At 75.9% G+C, this 3,771-nt stretch carries 1 protein-coding gene; it reads right to left on the bottom strand.

Annotation, left to right across the window (positions count from 1 at the left end; translation table 11 throughout):
• Positions 1 to 3,727: type I polyketide synthase (locus IG94_RS0137805; RefSeq protein ID WP_248783119.1), on the bottom strand; the 3,727-nt coding region annotated here is incomplete at its 3' end.
• Between the last annotated feature and the right edge of the window lie 44 nt (positions 3,728 to 3,771).

Raw genomic sequence — 3,771 nt, 5'->3', positions numbered from 1 at the left:
CATCCCGCCCCTGCCCATACGTCGCCAGCAACGCCTCCGCCTCGATCGGATCACCGAGCCTCGTCCCGGTACCGTGCGCCTCCACCACGTCCACGTCCGCCCCGTCCAGCCCGGCGTCCGCCAACGCCGCCCGGATGACGCGTTGCTGCGCGGGACCGCTGGGTGCGGACAGGCCGTTCGACGCACCGTCCTGGTTGACCGCGCTGCCCCGCACGACCGCGAGCACCTGGTGGCCGTTGCGCCGGGCGTCCGAGAGCCGTTCGACGACGAGGACGCCGACTCCCTCGGCGAAACCGGCGCCGTCCGCACCGGCTGCGAACGCCTTGCTGCGGCCGTCGGCGGCCAGACCGCCCTGGCGGGTGAACTCGGTGAAGATGCCCGGGGTGGACATGACGGTGACACCGCTGGTGAGGGCCAGGTCGCACTCGCCCTGGCGGAGCGAGCGCACGGCCAGGTGCAGGGCGACGAGGGACGACGAGCAGGCGGTGTCGACGGTGAGGGCCGGGCCCTCAAGTCCGAGGGTGTAGGCGACCCGGCCGGAGAGGACGCTGCCGGTGTTGCCCGTGGCGACGTATCCGGCGGTCTCCTCGGGGACGTCGGGACTGACCGTGAGGTAGTCGCCGCCGTTGGTGCCGGTGAACACGGCTGTGCGGGTGCCGTGCAGGCTGGTCGGGTCGATGCCGGCCTGTTCGAGGGCTTCCCAGGAGGTTTCGAGGAGCAGCCGCTGCTGCGGGTCCATCGCCAGCGCCTCACGCGGCGAGATCCCGAAGAACTCCGCGTCGAAGTCGCCCGCGTCGTGGAGGAATCCGCCCTCGTGGGCGGTCGACGTGCCGGCGCGTCCACCCGGGTCGGTCCCCCGGAGGGCGTCGAGGTCCCAGCCACGGTCGTCGGGGAACGGGGTGATGGCGTCGCCCCCGTCGCGGAGCAGGTGCCACAGCTGCTGCGGGGAGCGGATGTCGCCGGGGAAGCGGCAGCCCATGCCGACCACGGCGATCAGGTCGTCCCCGTCCGCCGGGGCCGGGGCGGGGCCGGGCGCGGGCACCGGGGCCGGGTCCGCGCCGAGGCCGCCGACGAGCTCGTCCCGCAGGTGGGCGGCGAGATCGCGGGCGGTGGGGTGGTCGAAGACGATGGTGGAGGCCAGCCGCAGTCCGGTCGCCTTGTTCAGCCGGTTGCGCAGTTCGACGGCGGTGACGGAGTCGAAGCCGAGGTCGCGGTAGGCCGTCGTGGGATCGACGGCACCGGGTCCTGAGTGGCCGAGGACCTCGGCGGCCTGTTCGCGGACGAGGGTGAGCAGGGCGGCCTGCTGTTCGGCCCGGCCGCCCAGTGCGGCGATGCGCCCGGCTAGGGTGCCGGCGCCGGCGCCGGCGCCGGTGTCGGGGCCCGGCCCGGTGGCCGCGGCGGTGAGCCGGCGGACCTCGGGCAGGTCGGCGAGGAAGGGGCTGGGGCGGGTGGCGGTGAAGGCCACGTGGAACCTGTCCCACTCCACGTCCGCGACCACGACGGTCGGTTCGGTGTCGCCGGCCACCGCCACGAGGGCCGCGGCGGCCAGGGCGGGGTCCATCACGGGCAGGCCGTGGCGGCCGGCGGTCGCCTCGATGTCGCCCTCGGTGGCCATGCCGCGCTCGTCCCAGATGCTCCAGGCGATGGAGGTGGCGGGCAGTCCCAGGGCGTGCCGCTGCTCGGCGAGGGCGTCCAGGTAGGCGTTGCCGGGGGCGTAGTTGCCCTGTCCGGAGGCGCCCAGGGTGCCGGCCAGGGAGGAGAAGAGCACGAAGGCGTCCAGGCCGGTGTCAAGGGTCAGCTCGTGCAGGTGCCGGGCGCCGTCGGCCTTGACCCGCAGGACCTGGTCGATCCGGTCGGGGGTGAGGCGTTCGACGACGGAGTCGTCCAGGACGGCGGCGGTGTGCACGACCGCCGTCAGCGGGTGGTCGGCGGGGACGGTCGCGAGCAGCTCGGCGACGGCCTCCCGGTCGCCGACGTCGCAGGCGGTGAGGGTGACGCGGACGCCGGTCTCCTCCAGTTCGGCGCGCAGTTCGGCGGCGCCCGGCGCGTCCGGGCCGCGTCGGCTCGCCAGCAGGAGGTGGTCGGCGCCGTGCCGGGCGAGGTGACGGGCCACGCGGGCGCCGAGGCCTCCGGTGCCGCCGGTCACCAGGACGGTGCCGTGCGGGCGCCACGCCGGCCGCGTCCCGGTGGCACCGGTGCGGGACAGGCGCCGGACGAGCGCGCCGGACGGCCGCAGGGCCACCTGGTCCTCGCCGCTGCCGCCGGCCAGCACCGCCGCGAGGAGGCGGCCCGTGCGCCCGTCGGGGCGGGCGGGCAGGTCGACGAGGCCGCCGAACCGCTCGGGGTGTTCGAGGGCCGCGATCCGGCCGAGGCCCCACACCATGTGCTGGGCCGCGGCGGCGTCCCGGGCGGTGCGCGCGTCCTCGGCGGTCGCGGTGACCGCGTCGTGGGTCAGGCACCACAGGGGGCCGCGGGACCCGGTCTCGCCGAGCGCCTGGAACAGGGCGACGGTGGTGGTGAGGCCGGTGCGTTCGACGCGTCCCCGAGCGGTTCCGTCTCCGTCGGTGACGGTCAGCAGGGACAGCACCCCCGCGAAGGACCCGTCGGGCAGCAGGCGGACGACGTCGTCCCGGGTGGCGTCCGCGGTGAGGGTGAGCGTGGTGACGTCACCACCGTGCTCGCGTACGGCGGCGGCGACCGCGTCGGCGCAGTCGGCCGCCGCGGCGGAGTCCGCCGGGACCGCCAGCAGCCATGTGCCGGTCAGCACGGGGTCGCCGGGCAGGGTCGCCGGGGACCAGCGCACGTGGTACCGCCAGGAGTCGACCGCGGCCTCGGCAGTACGGTGGCGGCGCCAGGTCCGCAGCGCGGGCAGTACGCCGTCCAGGGCGTCGCCGTCCACGTCGAGCAGGTCGGCGAGGGTTCCGGCGTCGTCGCTCTGCACCGCTTCCCAGAAGCCGGTGTCGTCGCCGGGGCGCGGGGTGGCCTGCGCGGCGGCGGGCCCGCGCAGCGTGTCGGGGTCCCACCAGTAGCGTTCGCGCTGGAAGGCGTAGGTGGGAAGGTCGACGTGTCCGGTGCCGGTGGCGGCGAACGCCCGCGCCCAGTCCACGGGCACGCCGTGCGCGAAGGCCTCGCCGAGCGAGGCGAACAGGCGCCGGGCCCCTCCGTCGTCGCGGCGCAGGGTCCCGGTCACCGCGGCCTCGTGACCGGCCGCCTCCAGCGTCTCGTGCACGGCCGCGGTCAGCACCGGGTGCGCGCTGCATTCCACGAACGCTCCGGCGTCCGTCGCGGCGAGGGCGCGTACGGCTTCCTCGAACCGTACCGGCCGGCGCAGGTTGCGGACCCAGTAGGCGGCGTCCGGCACCTCGTCGCCGAGCCAGTCGCCGGTGACCGTCGAGAAGAACGGCACCCGTGCGCGGGCCGCGCGGACGGGGGCCAGGTCCGCGAGGATCCGGTCGGCCAGAGCGTCGACCTGCCCGGAGTGGGAGGCGTAGTCGACCGGGATGCGGCGGTAGCGCACTCCCTCGCTTTCGCACCGGGCCCGGAGCGCGTCGAGCCCTTCGGGGGTGCCCGAGACGACGGTCGTGGCGGGTCCGTTGGCCGCGGCCACGGTCACGGGGTCCGTGATGCCGTCCAGAAGTCGGCGCACGTCCTTCTCGGAGGCCGCCACCGAGGCCATGCCGCCGTGGCCGGCGAGTTCCGCGGCGATCGCCCGACTGCGCAACGCCACCACCCGCGCACCATCCTCCAGACTCAACGCACCCGCCACCACCG

This window comes from Streptomyces olivaceus (assembly GCF_000721235.1).
In the GTDB taxonomy this organism is placed as follows: domain Bacteria; phylum Actinomycetota; class Actinomycetes; order Streptomycetales; family Streptomycetaceae; genus Streptomyces; species Streptomyces olivaceus.
This window is presented reverse-complemented; position numbering and strand designations above follow the sequence as displayed.